This is a genomic window from Streptomyces noursei, from assembly GCF_016917755.1.
GTDB classification, from domain to species: Bacteria; Actinomycetota; Actinomycetes; order Streptomycetales; family Streptomycetaceae; genus Streptomyces; species Streptomyces yunnanensis.
Map to the genome: position 1 here is coordinate 7465153 of NZ_CP070326.1, position 17230 is coordinate 7482382.

Here is a 17230-nt window from a genome sequence, read left to right on the forward strand (position 1 = left end):
TAGTGAACGCGCCCGGCACCCACCCGGTGCAGTCACTGAAACCATGAAGCGGTTGGCTGGCCACGCCGCCCGTCTTGTAGATTCGAACGAAAGACGAGGGATCAAAACCTCGCGGCATTCCACCGGCAACACGAGACAGCACAGAACGGCGGGCGAGGTCATGCGGCTCCGCGCACTCCTGGACACACATTCTCTGGGCCTGAAGCTCCTCGGGGGCGAGGATGAGCTGGACCGTACCGTCCGTGGCGTGATGACCACCGACCTGCGGGATCCCAGTCGTTACCTCTCCGGCGGCGAGTTGGTCCTCACCGGCCTGGCCTGGCGCCGGGAACCGGAGGACTCCGAGCGGTTCGTCCGCATCCTGGCCGGCGCGGGCGTCGCCGGGCTGGCCGCCGGCGAGGCGGAGCTGGGCGCCATCCCCGACGACCTCGTCCAGGCGTGTGCCCGGCACCGCCTGCCGCTGTTCGCGGTCGACGAGAAGGTCTCCTTCGCCTCGATCACCGAGCACGTCGTCCGGCAGGTCTCCAGCGAACGGGCCGGCGACCTGGCCGCCGTGGTGGACCGGCACCGGCGGCTGATGACCTCCGGGCCGGCCGGCGGCGGCCCCGAGGTGGTCCTGGACCTGCTCGGCTCCGACCTGGACCTGCGGGCCTGGGTGCTCTCCCCCACCGGCCGGCAGATCGCCGGCTCCTCGCTGGCCGGCGCCGGGCCGGAGCTGCCCGCGGAGCTGGGCGCCCGTCTGGCCGGCGAGCACCTGGCCGCCGCCCGGAGCGGCCGCCGCGGCCCGCACCGGATCACGATCGAAAGGGGCGGCGCGCAGCGCCTCGGTGAGGGGGGGCGGCCGGGCGACGGGTGGGACGGGGCCACCTACTCGCTCTTCCCGATCCGCTACGAGGGCCGCGACCTGCGGCAGACGCTGCTCAGCGACTGGCTGCTGGCGGTCGAGGCGGACGCCGGCGACTGGTCCGAGGAGCGCCTGGACCTGCTGCACGGCGTCACCCAGCTGATCGCCGTCGAACGGGACCGCCGGGACGCCGCCCGCACGGTCCGCCGCCGGCTCGCGCAGGAGGTCCTGGAGCTGGTCCAGACCGGTGCCCCGCCGGCCGAGATCGCGGCCCGGTTGCGGGTGGCCGCCCCGGTCCTGCTGCCCGGCCTGGGGGCCGCCCCGCACTGGCAGATCGTGGTGGCCCGGGTCGAGTGGGAGGGCGGCGACGTCCCCGGCGGCCCGGTGGCGCAGAGCCTGTTGGAGGAGGTGCTGGTCGATCCCGGCACGTTCGGCCCCGAGCCCTCGGACCGGATCGCGGTGGCGCACACCGGCGACGAGGCGGTGGCGCTGGTGCCGCTGCCCGCCGTCCCGGAGGACTCCGCCGACGCCGCCACCACGGACGGCCTGCACGCCGACCACCTGCTGCGCGCCATCCACGAGCCGCTCGGCCGCGGCCTGGACGGCGACGGCCGGCTCACCATCGGCGTCAGCGCCTCCGTCCACTCGGCCGAGGGACTGCGCGGCGCCCTGGAGGAGGCCCGGCACGCCCGTCGGGTCGCCGCCGCCCGCCCCGGCCGGGTCTGCGCCGCCGGCCACGAGGAACTGGCCTCGCACGTCCTGCTGCTGCCGTTCGTCCCCGACGACGTGCGCCGGGCCTTCACCGCCCGGCTCCTGGACCCGCTGCGGGACTACGACCGTCGCCACCGGGCCGAGCTGATCCCCACCCTAGAGGCGTTCCTCGACTGCGACGGCTCCTGGACACGCTGCGCCACCCGCCTCCACCTGCACGTCAACACCCTGCGCTACCGGGTGGGCCGGATCGAGCAGCTGACGGGCCGTGACCTCTCGCGCCTGGAGGACAAGCTGGACTTCTTCCTGGCCCTGCGGATGAGCTGACGGCATTTCAGGCGGGCGACGCCGGGCGGGTCGGTGCGGAGCGCGCACCGACCCGCCCGACGCGCACCGCGCGACCGTCACCCCGCCCCGTCCCGGGGTTCCCCCGATCGGGCGGCATCGCGTCGACGCCGTTGCCGCACCGGGCGAACGCTCCGCCCCGCGGCGCCGCCAAACCGCCGCGTATCGGCCACCACGACCGCCTGGCGCGATTGTGAAATCTTTCACCCGCCCCCTTGGCCCGACGACGGGATTCGTGCTGAGATGCGCCACAGCATCCTGTGTTCCCGCTCAATGGCGCTCGGGGAGGGCACTGTGGCGGATACCGCCATGTCCGGATCCGCGGATCCCGCGGATTCCATGAGGTCCGCGGATCAGGCACCGGTCCCGGCACCACGACCGGGAATCCCACCGGCGGCGACCGGCCCGGCGGGGGACGACCCCCTGGACCGCGCCGTGTGGCGACTGCGCTCCCGAGGCTGCTGGGCCGACGCGGCCGCCCTCCTGGAACCCCGCGCGGCCCGACAGGCACCCGCCGCACTGCGCCGCGCCGCGCTCCTGGTGGAACGCTGCATGTTCACCGCCACCGGCTGGGCCGAGGCCGAGGACGCGCTGCGCACCGCGGAGGCGCTCGCCGGCGACGACGAGGAGCGCGGCGGAGCGGCCTGCGAACGCGGCCAACTCGCCTACACCTCAACGGTGTTGGGCGTCCGCGACCGGGCCGACGAGGCACGTTCGGCGCTGGGCCGGGCCGCCGCGCTGCTCGCCCCGAGTGCGGCCGGCCGCCCGCTGCTGGACTTCCGCCGCGGCCTGATGGCCGAGCACATCGCCGACAGCCCGGACGCCGCCCGCGCCGCCTACCGCCGCGCACACGCCGGCGCCACCGCCCAGGGCGATGCGTTACTGCTCTCCTTCACCTGGCGCCACCTGGCCGGACTCGCCCTGCGCGACGGGGAGTTGGCGGAGGCCCGGCACGGCTTCGCGGAGTCCCTGCGGATCCGCGAGGAGCTGGGCTTCCTGGTCGGCACCGCACCGGCGCTGGCGGCCCTGGCCGATGCCGCACCGGAGGACGAGGCGGTCCGCCTGCGCACCGAGGCCGCCCGCCTGTTCCGCCTCATGGGCGGCGTCCCCACCTGGCTCGCGCACCAGCTCCCCCCGGCCCCTCCGGAGGAGCCGGAGCAGCCGACCGACGCGGCCTAGCGTGCGGGGTCCCGTCCGAACCCCGACCCATCGGACAGGCCCGGGGTTCCCGGCGCCCGGGAGCGGCCCCGGCGGGCGCACCCCGGTCGTCAACCCCCCGACCTCGGCCATGCCGCGCGCCGCGACGATTGGCCGGATCCATACCCCTGCCGGCGGCGGATCGGCCGGGCCGAGGGGGCTGGCGGCGGGTGCCCGTCCGCCGACCGGTCGGTAGCGCCACGCACCACCTGCCCCGAGAATGGCCACAAGTCGCACTGCGACCGGGCGGCGCGGCCTGGATGCTGGTCCGGGACCAGCTCCGTTTGGCAAAGCCTGTCAGGAGGCGCACCGTGGCAGGAGTGACCCACACCAGCACCGGAATCGACTGGGGCAAGGCGCATTTCGAGTCGATCTACAACTGCCCTGATCCGCGCCGGTACTTCAGCACGCTGCAACCCCTCGCCTACCAGATCCCGCACCACGGCCAGGCGATCTTCCGCGCGCTGGCCGACGCCCTGCAGCAGCACCGCGGCGACGGCCGACCGCTCCGCGTCGTGGACCTGTGCTGCTCCTACGGGGTCAACGCGGCACTGCTCAACCACCGGGTGACCCTCGACGACCTCTACCACCGCTACGCCGACGCCGGGCGCGACGCACCGGAGGGCGACCGCCTGGCCCAGGAGGACCGGGCCTTCTACGCCGCCCTGCGGCGACCCGGAGCGGCCCGGGTCACCGGCATCGACGCGGCGGAGCGCGCGGTCGGCTACGCCGTGGCGGCCGGCCTGCTCGACCAGGGCTTCGCGGCGAACCTGGAGGCCGACGCGCCCGCCCCGGAGCTGTGCCGGGCACTGGAGGGCACCGACCTGATCACCGTCACCGGCGGCGTCGGCTACATCACCGCGCGCACCTTCGCCCGGCTCTTCGACTGCATCGCCGCGCCGCCCTGGGTCGCCGCGTTCGTGCTGCGCACGGTGTCGTACCGGCCGGTCTCCGCGCTGCTGGCCCGGGCCGGGCTGGTGACCGAGCGGCTCACCACGCGGTCGTTCCGGCAGCGGCGGTTCGCCGACGAGGCCGAGCGACGGGCCGCCCTGGACGCGCTGTCGGCCCGCGGACTGACCGTCGGCGGCAAGGAGGCCGACGGCTTCTACCACGCCGAGCTGTACGTCTCCCGGCCCGCCGCCGATGTCGCGGCGCTGCCGCTGGCGGAGCTGCTGCCGGCCCTCTGAGTCCGCGCCGCGCCCCGCCGTCTCAGTGCGGGTGCCGGGCCGCCGACAGGTGCTCCCGGGCGATCCGCTCGATGACCGCGTGCTCCTGGGCGATCAGCGCGTCGAGCAGCGCGGTGTGCTCGGAGGCGTCGGCCAGCAGCTCGGCCGTGCGGAGCCGGGCACCGCCGCCGGCCGACCACTGCGCACGGCGCAGCAGGTCGCCGGTGACCTGGGTGAGCCGGCGGTTCCCGGTGAGCGCCATCAGGCCCTGGTGGAAGGCGTGGTCGGCGTCGGCGTACCCGGCCCGGTCGCCCCGGGCCGCGGCGGCCACCCCGTCCTCGGCCAGCGGGCGGAGCTCCTCCCAGCGCTCGGGCGGCACCGCCCGGGCCAGTCGGAGGATCGCGGGCACCTCCAGCATGGTGCGGACCTCGGCGAGCTCGGCGAGGTCGCGGGAGCTGCGCTCGCTGACCCGGAAGCCGCGGTTGGGCACGACCTCGACGGCGCCCTCCGTGGCGAGCTGCTGCATGGCCTCGCGGACCGGGGTCGCGGAGACGCCGTAGCGCTCGGCGAGGGCCGGCGCGGAGTAGACCTCGCCGGGGAGCAGTTCGCCGGCGGCCAGCGCCTGGCGCAGGGCGTCCAGGACCTGGCCGCGCACCGAGTGCCGGCGCGGCCGGGGCAGCAGGGGGCCGGGCCCGGGCGCCCGCACCCGGGCGTCCGGCTGCGGCTCCGCTGTGCCCTGCTCCATGGCGTTCCTCCTGCTGGCGTGCTGGGTCCGGGCGGACGACGGGCGTCCGGCGATCGGGTCTCGGGCCCGTCGCCGTCCCGCGTCGTCCGCCGGGCGGACGTGCCGGGCGCCGGGCGACAGGCCATAGCACCATAAGCGCCCGAAGTACCGGTTCACACCTCAGCGGGCACGGGTAGGGATTTCGGATAAGGTAAGGCTTACCTGCCAACGATCGCGATTCGGTGGTCCCCCGCATGCCTCCTGCCGCAGCTGCCGCGCCCGTCGCCCCCGCCGCCCACCCCGCGGCGGACGCCTACGCCCGGCTCGCCGAGGTCTTCCCGGACCTGCGGGTGACGCTCTGGGACGCCACGCCCCCCGAGGGGGACGACTGGCTGGACGCGTCCGCCCTGTTCGCGGACGGGCCGGTGCTGGACGGCTTCCTCGCCGACGAGGCGGCCCGGATCACCCGGGACTACGGGCGCTCCGCCCGGCCCGACGTGGTCGCCGGCTTCGCGCTGCACCGCTACGCCTGGCCGGCCTGCCTGCTGATCACCGTCCCGTGGTTCCTGCACCGCCGGGTGCCGCACATCGCCGCGGGAGACGTCCGCTTCCACCGCGAGCTGCGCCGGATGGCGGTACGCACGGGCTCTTTCGGGTGCCTTCCGGACGACCCGGCGGCGGCCCTGCCCGGCGCCCGGGTGGTGCCGGACGAGGAGGCGCTGCGCGCCGAGGTCCGCGGCGCGGTCGCCGACCACCTGCGGCCGATCCTGGACGGCTTCCGCGCCCGGATGCGGCGCGGCCCCCGCGCGGCCTGGGGCATGGCGTCCGACGAGATCGTCGAGGGGCTCTGGTACATCGGGCACCTGCTGGGCGAGGAGCGGCGCGCGGCGGCGGAGCTGGCGCGGCTGCTGCCGGGTTCGACCGCGCCGTACGCGGCCGGCGCCGGGTTCCGCGAGCTGACCGGCCCGGACGGCGCCGCCCTGCCCACCCGGGACCGGGCCAGCTGCTGCATGTACTACACGCTGCGCCCCGAGGACACCTGCGTCACCTGCCCGCGCACCTGCGACGCGGAGCGCATCAGCCGGCTCACCGCAACCGCCTGACCCGTCCGCCACCCCCGCGGCCTGCCGCGACTCGCACACAACCTCCCCTCGACGCAAGGAAGTTCGAGACTTCCGGGGCATTCCACTGCCGACCCCGGTACACCTTGGCGTTCTCTTGCTCCGAAACCCCCTGCACCCGGGTCGGTTCCGTCAGGATGGCGCGCGCACTCGCGAATCCGCGGAAGTGCCGTCACCTGAACCAAGGAATCCCGGAGTGAGAATGAACGAGATATCGCTGAACTGGATGATTCCGACGTTTCTGCTGCTCGCCGGGGTCACCGCCACTGTCCTGCTCTTCCTGCGCGGCAGGCACGCAGGCCGGCGAGCCGGCACCGATCCGTCCTGGGAACGCACCGTGGACCGCCGTCGCCGCAAGGAGGCCGTCTTCGCCTCCGCCGCCTATGCGCTGCTGTTCTGCTGTGCCGCGGTCGCAGCGGCGCTCTCCTTCCACGGCCTGGTCGGCTTCGGCATCCAGAACCTCGGGCTCACCGGAGGCTGGGAGTACCTGGTGCCGTTCGGACTCGACGGCGCCGCGATGTTCTGCTCCGTCCTGGCGGTGCGCGAGGCCAGTCACGGCGACGCGGCACTCGGCTCCCGGATACTGGTGTGGACGTTCGCCAGCGCCGCCGCCTGGTTCAACTGGGTGCACGCGCCGCGCGGACTGGACCACGCGGGCGCCCCGCAGTTCTTCGCCGGGATGTCGCTGTCGGCCGCGATCCTCTTCGACCGGGCGCTCAAGCAGACCCGCCGGGCGGCGCTGCGCGAACAGGGCCTGGTGCCCCGGCCGTTGCCGCAGATCCGCATCGTGCGCTGGCTGCGGGCCCCCCGCGAGACCTTCGCCGCCTGGTCACTCATGCTGCTGGAAGGCGTGGGGACGCTGGACGAGGCGGTCGAGGAGGTCCGCGACGACAAGCGCGAGAAAGCCCGGAACCGGCTCCACCGGCGCGAGCAGGACAAACTCGACCGGGCCCGGATCAAGGCCCTCAACCGGCAGCACCGCTCCTGGGGCAGGGGCGGTGGACGCCACGCCCTCCCGATGAGCGCGCCCCTGCCCCCGGCGGAGGCCGCCCCGCCGGCCGGCCCGGACACCGTAGGGCCGGTCGACCCGACGCCGCTGCCCTCCGGCGACCCGGCCAAGCGCCCCCGGCCGGCCCTGAAGGCCGTGGCCGGCGCCGAGCCCGACGCGCCCGGCCGGCGCGGCACCGTCGACCTCACCGCCGAGGACGACACCCAGACGATCCCCCGGCTGGACTCCCTGGAGGAGAAACTCGCCGAGATCGAAAGGCAATTCGGCTGAGCGGTGGCGGACCGCGCCGACCCTCACCCCCGGCTTCGCGTCAGGCCGGTCCGCCGCCCAGTTCGAACCACACGCACTTGCCGATCCGCTCGGGCCGGATGCCCCACGCGTCGGCCAGGGCCCGCACCAGCATCAGCCCCCGCCCCGACGTCCCGTCGACCGACGGCGCACGCGGCTCCGGACACCTCTCGGCGAAGTCCCGCACCTCGACCCGCAGCCGGTCGGTGACCCACGCCGTCACCACCGCCCCGCCCTCGGTGTGCAGCAGGGCATTGGTCACCAACTCGCTGGTCAGCAGCGCCGCCAGCTCCGGATCCGCCGGTGCTCCGCCGTCCGGCGGCGCCCAGCGGCCGAGTAACTCCTGCAACTCCCGGCGCACCTCGCCGACCGCCTTCAGATCGGCCTGCCGCACCTTGCGCTCCAGCGTCCCCGGCGCCCGCATCGCGACCGGCCCGCCCCCGTGCCCGCCGTCCGCTCGCTGCCGTCTGTTCCGTTCCTCGCACCGCACAGGCTGACGCATGCTCTCCCCCGCCCCCAACGAACCATCGGCGCTCTACCTCGAACAGCCTCACGGTCAGCATTCCCACCGGGCCCGCCCCCATGCTTCCGCTTGTCGTCGGCGGACGTCCGCCCCGCGCTGCGGCCCGGCGGGCGGTCAGCGGCGACCCATCGGCACGGGCCCCGGCGGGCCGAGATGGGTATACGTTCCGCGACCGCCCGGAGCGAGCCGGTCCGCGGGCCGGCTCCGGGCCCGCGTGCCGTACGAGCGTGAGGAGCCCGCTGTGCACGACGACCGACTGCTGGTGGAGGGGCGCCTCGCGCGGGCGCTCGGGCAGCACATCCGGCCCGCGCAGTACCCGGCCCGGGCCCCGCTGCGGCTGGAGGTGTGGCACGTGCCCGGAGCGGAGGGAACCCGTCCGGCCTCAGAGGCGCTGTCGGCCGCCTACGAGCCGTTCGCGGTCGGGGACGCCTGGGGGCCGCCGTGGTCGACGAGTTGGTTCCGGCTGTCCGGCGAGGTGCCCGCGGAGTGGGCCGGGCGCCGGGTGGAGGCCGTCCTCGACCCGGGCTTCACCGACGACGGGCCGGGCTTCCAGGCGGAGGGCCTGGTCCACGACGCGGTCGGCGTGCCCCTCAAGGGCATCCACCCGCGCAACCGGTACGTCCCCGTCGCGGCCCCGGCACGCGGCGGCGAACAGGTCCGGCTGTTGCTGGAGGCCGCCGCCAACCCCACCGTCCTGCGGGACTTCCGCCCCACCGACCTCGGCGACATCCGCACCGCCCCGCGCCGGCCGCTCTACCGCTTCGCCGCCGCCGACCTCGCGGTGCTCGACGAGACGGTCTGGCAGCTGATCCTCGACATCGAGGTGCTCTCGGAGCTGATGCACGAGCTGCCGGTCGACCGGCAGCGCCGGCACGGCATCCTGCGGGCGCTGGAGAACATGCTGGACGCGCTCGACCTGCACGACGTCGGCGGCACGGCGGCCGCGGCCCGGGCCGAGCTGGAGGACGTCCTGCACCGCCCGGCCGCCGCCAGCGCACACCGCGTCTCGGCCACCGGACACGCCCACATCGACTCCGCCTGGCTGTGGCCACTGCGCGAGACGGTGCGCAAGGCCACCCGCACCTTCGCCAACGTCACCCAACTGGCCATGGAATACCCGGAGTTGGTGTTCGCCTGCTCGCAGGCACAGCAGTATGCCTGGGTGCGGGACCACCAGCCGCACATCTGGAGCCGCGTCAAGGAGGCGGTGCGGAAGGGGAACTGGGCCCCGGTCGGCTCGATGTGGGTGGAGTCCGACGCCAACATGCCCGGCGGTGAGGCCCTGGCCCGGCAGCTGGTGCACGGCAAGCGGTTCTTCCTGGACGAGCTGGGCGTGGAGACCGAGGAGGTCTGGCTGCCCGACTCCTTCGGCTACACCGGCGCCTTCCCGCAGCTGGCGCGGCTGGCCGGGGCGAAGTGGTTCCTCACCCAGAAGCTGTCCTGGAACCAGACCGACCGGATGCCGCACCACACCTTCTGGTGGGAGGGCATCGACGGGACCCGGATCTTCACCCACTTCCCGCCCGTCGACACCTACAACTCCCAGCTGCACGGCGGCGAACTCGCCCATGCCGAACGGAACTTCGCCGAGCGGGGCCGGGCCACGCGCTCGTTGGTGCCGTTCGGCTGGGGCGACGGCGGCGGCGGTCCGACCCGGGAGATGCTGGAGCGGGCCCGCCGACTGCGCTCCCTCAGGGAGCGCAGCGGCGGGCCGCTCCAGCATCTCCCGGGTCGGACCGCCCGCCGCCGTCGCCCCAGCCGAACGGCACCAACGAGCGCGTGGCCCGGCCCCGCTCGGCGAAGTTCGTTCGGCATGGGCGAGTTCGCCGCCGTGCAGCTGGGAGTTGTAGGTGTCGAGGGCGGGAAGTGGGTGAAGATCCGGGTCCCGTCGATGCCCTCCCACCAGAAGGTGTGGTGCGGCATCCGGTCGGTCTGGTTCCAGGACAGCTTCGGGTGAGGAACCACTTCGCCCCGGCCAGCCGCGCCAGCTGCGGGAAGGCGCCGGTGTAGCCGAAGGAGTCGGGCAGCCAGACCTCCTCGGTCTCCACGCCCAGCTCGTCCAGGAAGAACCGCTTGCCGTGCACCAGCTGCCGGGGGCACCAGGGCGCGCGGGCATGTTGGCGTCGGACTCCACCCACATCGAGCCGACCGGGGCCCAGTTCCCTTCCGCACCGCTCCTTGACGCGGCTCCAGATGTGCGGCTGGTGGTCCCGCACCCAGGCATACTGCTGTGCCTGCGAGCAGGCGAACACCAACTCGGGTATTCCATGGCCAGTTGGGTGACGTTGGCGAAGGTGCGGGTGGCCTTGCGCACCGTCTCGCGCAGTGGCCACAGCCAGGCGGAGTCGATGTGGGCGTGTCCGGTGGCCGAGACGCGGTGTGCGCTGGGCGGCGGCCGGGCGGTTGCAGGACGTCCTCCAGCTCGGCCCGGGCCGCGGCCGCCGTGCCGCCGACGTCGTGCAGGTCGAGCGCGTCCAGCATGTTCTCCAGCGCCCGCAGGATGCAGTGCCGGCGCTGCCGGTCGACCGGCAGCTCGTGCATCAGCTCCGAGAGCACCTCGATGTCGAGGATCAGCTGCCAGACGTCTCGTCGAGCACCGCGAGGTCGGCGGCGGCGAAGCGGTAGAGCGGCCGGCGCGGGGCGGTGCGGATGTCGCCGAGGTCGGTGGGGCGGAAGTCCCGCAGGACGGTGGGGGTTGGCGGCGGCCTCCAGCAACAGCCGGACCTGTTCGCCGCCGCGTGCCGGGGCCGCGACGGGGACGTACCGGTTGCGCGGGTGGATGCCCTTGAGGGGCACGCCGACCGCGTCGTGGACCAGGCCCTCCGCCTGGAAGCCCGGCCCGTCGTCGGTGAAGCCCGGGTCGAGGACGGCCTCCACCCGGCGCCCGGCCCACTCCGCGGGCACCTCGCCGGACAGCCGGAACCAACTCGTCGACCACGGCGGCCCCCAGGCGTCCCCGACCGCGAACGGCTCGTAGGCGGCCGACAGCGCCTCTGAGGCCGGACGGGTTCCCTCCGCTCCGGGCACGTGCCACACCTCCAGCCGCAGCGGGGCCCGGGCCGGGTACTGCGCGGGCCGGATGTGCTGCCCGAGCGCCCGCGCGAGGCGCCCCTCCACCAGCAGTCGGTCGTCGTGCACAGCGGGCTCCTCACGCTCGTACGGCACGCGGGCCCGGAGCCGGCCCGCGGACCGGCTCGCTCCGGGCGGTCGCGGAACGTATACCCATCTCGGCCCGCCGGGGCCCGTGCCGATGGGTCGCCGCTGACCGCCCGCCGGGCCGCAGCGCGGGGCGGACGTCCGCCGACGACAAGCGGAAGCATGGGGGCGGGCCCGGTGGGAATGCTGACCGTGAGGCTGTTCGAGGTAGAGCGCCGATGGTTCGTTGGGGGCGGGGGAGAGCATGCGTCAGCCTGTGCGGTGCGAGGAACGGAACAGACGGCAGCGAGCGGACGGCGGGCACGGGGGCGGGCCGGTCGCGATGCGGGCGCCGGGGACGCTGGAGCGCAAGGTGCGGCAGGCCGATCTGAAGGCGGTCGGCGAGGTGCGCCGGGAGTTGCAGGAGTTACTCGGCCGCTGGGCGCCGCCGGACGGCGGAGCACCGGCGGATCCGGAGCTGGCGGCGCTGCTGACCAGCGAGTTGGTGACCAATGCCCTGCTGCACACCGAGGGCGGGGCGGTGGTGACGGCGTGGGTCACCGACCGGCTGCGGGTCGAGGTGCGGGACTTCGCCGAGAGGTGTCCGGAGCCGCGTGCGCCGTCGGTCGACGGGACGTCGGGGCGGGGGCTGATGCTGGTGCGGGCCCTGGCCGACGCGTGGGGCATCCGGCCCGAGCGGATCGGCAAGTGCGTGTGGTTCGAACTGGGCGGCGGACCGGCCTGACGCGAAGCCGGGGGTGAGGGTCGGCGCGGTCCGCCACCGCTCAGCCGAATTGCCTTTCGATCTCGGCGAGTTTCTCCTCCAGGGAGTCCAGCCGGGGGATCGTCTGGGTGTCGTCCTCGGCGGTGAGGTCGACGGTGCCGCGCCGGCCGGGCGCGTCGGGCTCGGCGCCGGCCACGGCCTTCAGGGCCGGCCGGGGGCGCTTGGCCGGGTCGCCGGAGGGCAGCGGCGTCGGGTCGACCGGCCCTACGGTGTCCGGGCCGGCCGGCGGGGCGGCCTCCGCCGGGGGCAGGGGCGCGCTCATCGGGAGGGCGTGGCGTCCACCGCCCCTGCCCCAGGAGCGGTGCTGCCGGTTGAGGGCCTTGATCCGGGCCCGGTCGAGTTTGTCCTGCTCGCGCCGGTGGAGCCGGTTCCGGGCTTTCTCGCGCTTGTCGTCGCGGACCTCCTCGACCGCCTCGTCCAGCGTCCCCACGCCTTCCAGCAGCATGAGTGACCAGGCGGCGAAGGTCTCGCGGGGGGCCCGCAGCCAGCGCACGATGCGGATCTGCGGCAACGGCCGGGGCACCAGGCCCTGTTCGCGCAGCGCCGCCCGGCGGGTCTGCTTGAGCGCCCGGTCGAAGAGGATCGCGGCCGACAGCGACATCCCGGCGAAGAACTGCGGGGCGCCCGCGTGGTCCAGTCCGCGCGGCGCGTGCACCCAGTTGAACCAGGCGGCGGCGCTGGCGAACGTCCACACCAGTATCCGGGAGCCGAGTGCCGCGTCGCCGTGACTGGCCTCGCGCACCGCCAGGACGGAGCAGAACATCGCGGCGCCGTCGAGTCCGAACGGCACCAGGTACTCCCAGCCTCCGGTGAGCCCGAGGTTCTGGATGCCGAAGCCGACCAGGCCGTGGAAGGAGAGCGCCGCTGCGACCGCGGCACAGCAGAACAGCAGCGCATAGGCGGCGGAGGCGAAGACGGCCTCCTTGCGGCGACGGCGGTCCACGGTGCGTTCCCAGGACGGATCGGTGCCGGCTCGCCGGCCTGCGTGCCTGCCGCGCAGGAAGAGCAGGACAGTGGCGGTGACCCCGGCGAGCAGCAGAAACGTCGGAATCATCCAGTTCAGCGATATCTCGTTCATTCTCACTCCGGGATTCCTTGGTTCAGGTGACGGCACTTCCGCGGATTCGCGAGTGCGCGCGCCATCCTGACGGAACCGACCCGGGTGCAGGGGGTTTCGGAGCAAGAGAACGCCAAGGTGTACCGGGGTCGGCAGTGGAATGCCCCGGAAGTCTCGAACTTCCTTGCGTCGAGGGGAGGTTGTGTGCGAGTCGCGGCAGGCCGCGGGGGTGGCGGACGGGTCAGGCGGTTGCGGTGAGCCGGCTGATGCGCTCCGCGTCGCAGGTGCGCGGGCAGGTGACGCAGGTGTCCTCGGGGCGCAGCGTGTAGTACATGCAGCAGCTGGCCCGGTCCCGGGTGGGCAGGGCGGCGCCGTCCGGGCCGGTCAGCTCGCGGAACCCGGCGCCGGCCGCGTACGGCGCGGTCGAACCCGGCAGCAGCCGCGCCAGCTCCGCCGCCGCGCGCCGCTCCTCGCCCAGCAGGTGCCCGATGTACCAGAGCCCCTCGACGATCTCGTCGGACGCCATGCCCCAGGCCGCGCGGGGGCCGCGCCGCATCCGGGCGCGGAAGCCGTCCAGGATCGGCCGCAGGTGGTCGGCGACCGCGCCGCGGACCTCGGCGCGCAGCGCCTCCTCGTCCGGCACCACCCGGGCGCCGGGCAGGGCCGCCGCCGGGTCGTCCGGAAGGCACCCGAAAGAGCCCGTGCGTACCGCCATCCGGCGCAGCTCGCGGTGGAAGCGGACGTCTCCCGCGGCGATGTGCGGCACCCGGCGGTGCAGGAACCACGGGACGGTGATCAGCAGGCAGGCCGGCCAGGCGTAGCGGTGCAGCGCGAAGCCGGCGACCACGTCGGGCCGGGCGGAGCGCCCGTAGTCCCGGGTGATCCGGGCCGCCTCGTCGGCGAGGAAGCCGTCCAGCACCGGCCCGTCCGCGAACAGGGCGGACGCGTCCAGCCAGTCGTCCCCCTCGGGGGGCGTGGCGTCCCAGAGCGTCACCCGCAGGTCCGGGAAGACCTCGGCGAGCCGGGCGTAGGCGTCCGCCGCGGGGTGGGCGGCGGGGGCGACGGGCGCGGCAGCTGCGGCAGGAGGCATGCGGGGGACCACCGAATCGCGATCGTTGGCAGGTAAGCCTTACCTTATCCGAAATCCCTACCCGTGCCCGCTGAGGTGTGAACCGGTACTTCGGGCGCTTATGGTGCTATGGCCTGTCGCCCGGCGCCCGGCACGTCCGCCCGGCGGACGACGCGGGACGGCGACGGGCCCGAGACCCGATCGCCGGACGCCCGTCGTCCGCCCGGACCCAGCACGCCAGCAGGAGGAACGCCATGGAGCAGGGCACAGCGGAGCCGCAGCCGGACGCCCGGGTGCGGGCGCCCGGGCCCGGCCCCCTGCTGCCCCGGCCGCGCCGGCACTCGGTGCGCGGCCAGGTCCTGGACGCCCTGCGCCAGGCGCTGGCCGCCGGCGAACTGCTCCCCGGCGAGGTCTACTCCGCGCCGGCCCTCGCCGAGCGCTACGGCGTCTCCGCGACCCCGGTCCGCGAGGCCATGCAGCAGCTCGCCACGGAGGGCGCCGTCGAGGTCGTGCCCAACCGCGGCTTCCGGGTCAGCGAGCGCAGCTCCCGCGACCTCGCCGAGCTCGCCGAGGTCCGCACCATGCTGGAGGTGCCCGCGATCCTCCGACTGGCCCGGGCGGTGCCGCCCGAGCGCTGGGAGGAGCTCCGCCCGCTGGCCGAGGACGGGGTGGCCGCCGCGGCCCGGGGCGACCGGGCCGGGTACGCCGACGCCGACCACGCCTTCCACCAGGGCCTGATGGCGCTCACCGGGAACCGCCGGCTCACCCAGGTCACCGGCGACCTGCTGCGCCGTGCGCAGTGGTCGGCCGGCGGCGGTGCCCGGCTCCGCACGGCCGAGCTGCTGGCCGACGCCTCCGAGCACACCGCGCTGCTCGACGCGCTGATCGCCCAGGAGCACGCGGTCATCGAGCGGATCGCCCGGGAGCACCTGTCGGCGGCCCGGCACCCGCACTGAGACGGCGGGGCGCGGCGCGGACTCAGAGGGCCGGCAGCAGCTCCGCCAGCGGCAGCGCCGCGACATCGGCGGCGGGCCGGGAGACGTACAGCTCGGCGTGGTAGAAGCCGTCGGCCTCCTTGCCGCCGACGGTCAGTCCGCGGGCCGACAGCGCGTCCAGGGCGGCCCGTCGCTCGGCCTCGTCGGCGAACCGCCGCTGCCGGAACGACCGCGTGGTGAGCCGCTCGGTCACCAGCCCGGCCCGGGCCAGCAGCGCGGAGACCGGCCGGTACGACACCGTGCGCAGCACGAACGCGGCGACCCAGGGCGGCGCGGCGATGCAGTCGAAGAGCCGGGCGAAGGTGCGCGCGGTGATGTAGCCGACGCCGCCGGTGACGGTGATCAGGTCGGTGCCCTCCAGTGCCCGGCACAGCTCCGGGGCGGGCGCGTCGGCCTCCAGGTTCGCCGCGAAGCCCTGGTCGAGCAGGCCGGCCGCCACGGCGTAGCCGACCGCGCGCTCCGCCGCGTCGATGCCGGTGACCCGGGCCGCTCCGGGTCGCCGCAGGGCGGCGTAGAAGGCCCGGTCCTCCTGGGCCAGGCGGTCGCCCTCCGGTGCGTCGCGCCCGGCGTCGGCGTAGCGGTGGTAGAGGTCGTCGAGGGTCACCCGGTGGTTGAGCAGTGCCGCGTTGACCCCGTAGGAGCAGCACAGGTCCACGACGCGGAGCGGTCGGCCGTCGCCGCGGTGCTGCTGCAGGGCGTCGGCCAGCGCGCGGAAGATCGCCTGGCCGTGGTGCGGGATCTGGTAGGCGAGGGGTTGCAGCGTGCTGAAGTACCGGCGCGGATCAGGGCAGTTGTAGATCGACTCGAAATGCGCCTTGCCCCAGTCGATTCCGGTGCTGGTGTGGGTCACTCCTGCCACGGTGCGCCTCCTGACAGGCTTTGCCAAACGGAGCTGGTCCCGGACCAGCATCCAGGCCGCGCCGCCCGGTCGCAGTGCGACTTGTGGCCATTCTCGGGGCAGGTGGTGCGTGGCGCTACCGACCGGTCGGCGGACGGGCACCCGCCGCCAGCCCCCTCGGCCCGGCCGATCCGCCGCCGGCAGGGGTATGGATCCGGCCAATCGTCGCGGCGCGCGGCATGGCCGAGGTCGGGGGGTTGACGACCGGGGTGCGCCCGCCGGGGCCGCTCCCGGGCGCCGGGAACCCCGGGCCTGTCCGATGGGTCGGGGTTCGGACGGGACCCCGCACGCTAGGCCGCGTCGGTCGGCTGCTCCGGCTCCTCCGGAGGGGCCGGGGGGAGCTGGTGCGCGAGCCAGGTGGGGACGCCGCCCATGAGGCGGAACAGGCGGGCGGCCTCGGTGCGCAGGCGGACCGCCTCGTCCTCCGGTGCGGCATCGGCCAGGGCCGCCAGCGCCGGTGCGGTGCCGACCAGGAAGCCCAGCTCCTCGCGGATCCGCAGGGACTCCGCGAAGCCGTGCCGGGCCTCCGCCAACTCCCCGTCGCGCAGGGCGAGTCCGGCCAGGTGGCGCCAGGTGAAGGAGAGCAGTAACGCATCGCCCTGGGCGGTGGCGCCGGCGTGTGCGCGGCGGTAGGCGGCGCGGGCGGCGTCCGGGCTGTCGGCGATGTGCTCGGCCATCAGGCCGCGGCGGAAGTCCAGCAGCGGGCGGCCGGCCGCACTCGGGGCGAGCAGCGCGGCGGCCCGGCCCAGCGCCGAACGTGCCTCGTCGGCCCGGTCGCGGACGCCCAACACCGTTGAGGTGTAGGCGAGTTGGCCGCGTTCGCAGGCCGCTCCGCCGCGCTCCTCGTCGTCGCCGGCGAGCGCCTCCGCGGTGCGCAGCGCGTCCTCGGCCTCGGCCCAGCCGGTGGCGGTGAACATGCAGCGTTCCACCAGGAGCGCGGCGCGGCGCAGTGCGGCGGGTGCCTGTCGGGCCGCGCGGGGTTCCAGGAGGGCGGCCGCGTCGGCCCAGCAGCCTCGGGAGCGCAGTCGCCACACGGCGCGGTCCAGGGGGTCGTCCCCCGCCGGGCCGGTCGCCGCCGGTGGGATTCCCGGTCGTGGTGCCGGGACCGGTGCCTGATCCGCGGACCTCATGGAATCCGCGGGATCCGCGGATCCGGACATGGCGGTATCCGCCACAGTGCCCTCCCCGAGCGCCATTGAGCGGGAACACAGGATGCTGTGGGCGCATCTCAGCACGAATCCCGTCGTCGGGCCAAGGGGGCGGGTGAAAGATTTCACAATCGCGCCAGGCGGTCGTGGTGGCCGATACGCGGCGGTTTGGCGGCGCCGCGGGGCGGAGCGTTCGCCCGGTGCGGCAACGGCGTC

Annotated in this window: 13 protein-coding genes and 4 pseudogenes; 8 read left to right on the top strand and 9 right to left on the bottom strand. The window is 75.0% G+C overall.

Annotated elements, in window-relative coordinates:
* Window positions 1–160 precede the first annotated feature (160 nt).
* The 3 genes from JNO44_RS32560 to JNO44_RS32570 all read left to right on the top strand — a co-directional run bounded on the left by JNO44_RS32560 (window position 161) and on the right by JNO44_RS32570 (window position 4284).
* The gene (locus JNO44_RS32560; RefSeq protein WP_205367431.1) at window positions 161–1882 is read left to right on the top strand and encodes a PucR family transcriptional regulator; all 1722 of its coding nucleotides are present in this window, start codon (window positions 161–163) and stop codon (window positions 1880–1882) included.
* Window positions 1883–2194: 312 nt separating this feature from the next.
* Complete coding sequence (locus JNO44_RS32565; protein WP_420882707.1) at window positions 2195–3079, top strand: hypothetical protein; 885 nt, start codon at window positions 2195–2197, stop codon at window positions 3077–3079.
* Between the two features lie 329 nt (window positions 3080–3408).
* The gene (locus JNO44_RS32570; RefSeq protein WP_338058588.1) at window positions 3409–4284 is read left to right on the top strand and encodes a hypothetical protein; all 876 of its coding nucleotides are present in this window, start codon (window positions 3409–3411) and stop codon (window positions 4282–4284) included.
* Window positions 4285–4306: 22 nt separating this feature from the next.
* On the opposite strand, the gene JNO44_RS32575 is transcribed toward JNO44_RS32570, so the two are convergent.
* On the bottom strand, window positions 4307–5008 hold the full coding sequence (locus JNO44_RS32575) for a GntR family transcriptional regulator (protein WP_039631695.1): 702 nt from the start codon (window positions 5006–5008) through the stop codon (window positions 4307–4309).
* 233 nt (window positions 5009–5241) lie between these two features.
* Here JNO44_RS32575 and JNO44_RS32580 point away from each other — a divergent pair, with 233 nt between their 5' ends.
* Together JNO44_RS32580 and JNO44_RS32585 are read left to right on the top strand one after the other, a co-directional pair.
* A complete protein-coding gene (locus JNO44_RS32580; protein WP_205367426.1) occupies window positions 5242–6090 on the top strand; it encodes a (2Fe-2S)-binding protein in 849 nt (282 codons plus the stop codon).
* A gap of 214 nt (window positions 6091–6304) precedes the next feature.
* Window positions 6305–7387 carry a DUF2637 domain-containing protein gene (locus JNO44_RS32585; protein ID WP_205367424.1) on the top strand — a complete coding sequence of 361 codons (1083 nt, stop codon included), beginning with the start codon at window positions 6305–6307 and terminating at the stop codon, window positions 7385–7387.
* A gap of 40 nt (window positions 7388–7427) precedes the next feature.
* Here JNO44_RS32585 and JNO44_RS32590 read toward each other — a convergent pair whose 3' ends face one another.
* Entirely contained in the window at window positions 7428–7829 is a 402-nt protein-coding gene (locus JNO44_RS32590) for an ATP-binding protein (RefSeq protein ID WP_205370933.1), read from the bottom strand.
* Window positions 7830–8169: 340 nt separating this feature from the next.
* Here JNO44_RS32590 and JNO44_RS32595 point away from each other — a divergent pair.
* Window positions 8170–9733 (top strand): annotated as a pseudogene (locus JNO44_RS32595) (glycoside hydrolase family 38 N-terminal domain-containing protein); the annotation flags it as partial.
* Between the two features lie 207 nt (window positions 9734–9940).
* Here JNO44_RS32595 and JNO44_RS45225 read toward each other — a convergent pair.
* The 3 pseudogenes from JNO44_RS45225 to JNO44_RS45235 all read right to left on the bottom strand — a co-directional run.
* Window positions 9941–10144, bottom strand: a pseudogene (locus tag JNO44_RS45225) (glycoside hydrolase family 38 N-terminal domain-containing protein); the annotation flags it as partial.
* Window positions 10096–10242 (bottom strand): annotated as a pseudogene (locus JNO44_RS45490) (hypothetical protein); the annotation flags it as partial. The pseudogenes JNO44_RS45225 and JNO44_RS45490, both read right to left, overlap by 49 nt.
* A 431-nt stretch (window positions 10243–10673) precedes the next feature.
* Window positions 10674–11330 (bottom strand): annotated as a pseudogene (locus JNO44_RS45235) (hypothetical protein); the annotation flags it as partial.
* Between the two features lie 76 nt (window positions 11331–11406).
* Here JNO44_RS45235 and JNO44_RS32605 point away from each other — a divergent pair.
* Window positions 11407–11808 (top strand): ATP-binding protein, encoded by a 402-nt coding sequence (locus JNO44_RS32605; protein WP_205370933.1) that lies wholly within the window; start codon window positions 11407–11409, stop codon window positions 11806–11808.
* Window positions 11809–11848: 40 nt separating this feature from the next.
* Here the strand turns inward: JNO44_RS32605 and JNO44_RS32610 are convergent, their stop codons facing one another.
* Both JNO44_RS32610 and JNO44_RS32615 read right to left on the bottom strand, forming a co-directional pair.
* Window positions 11849–12931 (bottom strand): DUF2637 domain-containing protein, encoded by a 1083-nt coding sequence (locus JNO44_RS32610; protein ID WP_205367424.1) that lies wholly within the window; start codon window positions 12929–12931, stop codon window positions 11849–11851.
* A 214-nt stretch (window positions 12932–13145) separates the two neighbouring features.
* Window positions 13146–13994 carry a (2Fe-2S)-binding protein gene (locus JNO44_RS32615; RefSeq protein WP_205367426.1) on the bottom strand — a complete coding sequence of 283 codons (849 nt, stop codon included), beginning with the start codon at window positions 13992–13994 and terminating at the stop codon, window positions 13146–13148.
* A gap of 233 nt (window positions 13995–14227) precedes the next feature.
* Here JNO44_RS32615 and JNO44_RS32620 point away from each other — a divergent pair, with 233 nt between their 5' ends.
* Window positions 14228–14929 (top strand): GntR family transcriptional regulator, encoded by a 702-nt coding sequence (locus JNO44_RS32620; RefSeq protein ID WP_039631695.1) that lies wholly within the window; start codon window positions 14228–14230, stop codon window positions 14927–14929.
* Between the two features lie 22 nt (window positions 14930–14951).
* On the opposite strand, the gene JNO44_RS32625 is transcribed toward JNO44_RS32620, so the two are convergent.
* Both JNO44_RS32625 and JNO44_RS32630 read right to left on the bottom strand, forming a co-directional pair.
* Entirely contained in the window at window positions 14952–15827 is an 876-nt protein-coding gene (locus tag JNO44_RS32625) for a hypothetical protein (RefSeq protein ID WP_338058588.1), read from the bottom strand.
* Between the two features lie 329 nt (window positions 15828–16156).
* The gene (locus tag JNO44_RS32630) at window positions 16157–17041 is read right to left on the bottom strand and encodes a hypothetical protein (RefSeq protein ID WP_420882707.1); all 885 of its coding nucleotides are present in this window, start codon (window positions 17039–17041) and stop codon (window positions 16157–16159) included.
* Window positions 17042–17230: the final 189 nt, after the last annotated feature.

What these genes read in the sequence shown, in the direction of transcription:
- JNO44_RS32560 (WP_205367431.1), top strand. Translation starts at nt 161, where the DNA reads ATGCGGCTCCGCGCACTCCTGGACACACATTCTCTGGGCCTGAAGCTC.
- JNO44_RS32575 (WP_039631695.1), bottom strand. Translation starts at nt 5,008, where the DNA reads ATGGAGCAGGGCACAGCGGAGCCGCAGCCGGACGCCCGGGTGCGGGCG.
- JNO44_RS32580 (WP_205367426.1), top strand. Translation starts at nt 5,242, where the DNA reads ATGCCTCCTGCCGCAGCTGCCGCGCCCGTCGCCCCCGCCGCCCACCCC.
- JNO44_RS32590 (WP_205370933.1), bottom strand. Translation starts at nt 7,829, where the DNA reads ATGCGGGCGCCGGGGACGCTGGAGCGCAAGGTGCGGCAGGCCGATCTG.
- JNO44_RS32605 (WP_205370933.1), top strand. Translation starts at nt 11,407, where the DNA reads ATGCGGGCGCCGGGGACGCTGGAGCGCAAGGTGCGGCAGGCCGATCTG.
- JNO44_RS32615 (WP_205367426.1), bottom strand. Translation starts at nt 13,994, where the DNA reads ATGCCTCCTGCCGCAGCTGCCGCGCCCGTCGCCCCCGCCGCCCACCCC.
- JNO44_RS32620 (WP_039631695.1), top strand. Translation starts at nt 14,228, where the DNA reads ATGGAGCAGGGCACAGCGGAGCCGCAGCCGGACGCCCGGGTGCGGGCG.